The sequence below is a fragment of the Streptococcus mitis genome (genome assembly GCF_019929545.1).
GTDB lineage: Bacteria > Bacillota > Bacilli > Lactobacillales > Streptococcaceae > Streptococcus > Streptococcus mitis_BU.
On sequence record NZ_JAHZPT010000062.1, the window covers coordinates 1 to 947 of the forward strand.

The window sequence follows — 947 nt, forward strand, 5'->3', positions numbered from 1 at the left end:
CTAGGGAGTTTAGCTCAGCTGGGAGAGCATCTGCCTTACAAGCAGAGGGTCAGCGGTTCGATCCCGTTAACTCCCATAGGTCCCGTAGTGTAGCGGTTATCACGTCGCCCTGTCACGGCGAAGATCGCGGGTTCGATTCCCGTCGGGACCGTTTAAGATAACGGAAGTTATTTTAGACTCGTTAGCTCAGTTGGTAGAGCAATTGACTTTTAATCAATGGGTCACTGGTTCGAGCCCAGTACGGGTCATATATGCGGGTTTGGCGGAATTGGCAGACGCACCAGATTTAGGATCTGGCGCTTAACGGCGTGGGGGTTCAAGTCCCTTAACCCGCATTAAGATATAATAAATGAGCCGGCTTAGCTCAGTTGGTAGAGCATCTGATTTGTAATCAGAGGGTCGCGTGTTCAAGTCATGTAGCCGGCATTTTTAGATAGAAGAAAACAGTGCGAACGTAGTTCAGTGGTAGAACACCACCTTGCCAAGGTGGGGGTCGCGGGTTCGAATCCCGTCGTTCGCTTAGAGAGGCCGGGGTGGCGGAACTGGCAGACGCACAGGACTTAAAATCCTGCGATTGGTAACGATCGTACCGGTTCGATTCCGGTCCTCGGCATAAACTAATGAGCACCCTTAGCTCAACTGGATAGAGTACCTGACTACGAATCAGGCGGTTAGAGGTTCGACTCCTCTAGGGTGCATTTTTCTATTTAACTCGGGAAGTAGCTCAGCTTGGTAGAGTACTTGGTTTGGGACCAAGGTGTCGCAGGTTCGAATCCTGTCTTCCCGATTCATTACAGAGATACGTAAGCGTATCTTTTTTATTTAACTAGATATTATATATATTAAGAGAGAAAGAGTTCGCTTCTCTCTTTTTTGGCTCTTTGTCAACTGTAGTGGGTTGAAGAAAAGCTAAGATCGAGAAAGGACACATTTCGTCCTTTCTTTTT

9 tRNA genes are annotated in these 947 nt (G+C 47.9%); all 9 read left to right on the plus strand.

Annotation, left to right across the window (positions count from 1 at the left end):
- The first annotated feature begins 3 nt into the window (after positions 1-3).
- The 9 genes from K1I71_RS09495 to K1I71_RS09535 all read left to right on the plus strand — a co-directional run bounded on the left by K1I71_RS09495 (position 4) and on the right by K1I71_RS09535 (position 787).
- Positions 4-76: transfer RNA gene (locus K1I71_RS09495), tRNA-Val, on the plus strand.
- 2 nt (positions 77-78) lie between these two features.
- Positions 79-151, plus strand: a tRNA-Asp gene (locus K1I71_RS09500).
- Positions 152-175: 24 nt separating this feature from the next.
- Positions 176-248, plus strand: a tRNA-Lys gene (locus tag K1I71_RS09505).
- Between the two features lie 5 nt (positions 249-253).
- Positions 254-335 (plus strand) — tRNA-Leu (locus tag K1I71_RS09510).
- Between the two features lie 18 nt (positions 336-353).
- Positions 354-426: transfer RNA gene (locus K1I71_RS09515), tRNA-Thr, on the plus strand.
- Between the two features lie 22 nt (positions 427-448).
- A tRNA-Gly gene (locus K1I71_RS09520) sits at positions 449-520 on the plus strand.
- A gap of 7 nt (positions 521-527) precedes the next feature.
- Positions 528-613, plus strand: a tRNA-Leu gene (locus tag K1I71_RS09525).
- 11 nt (positions 614-624) lie between these two features.
- A tRNA-Arg gene (locus tag K1I71_RS09530) sits at positions 625-698 on the plus strand.
- Between the two features lie 15 nt (positions 699-713).
- Positions 714-787, plus strand: a tRNA-Pro gene (locus K1I71_RS09535).
- Positions 788-947 lie beyond the last annotated feature (160 nt).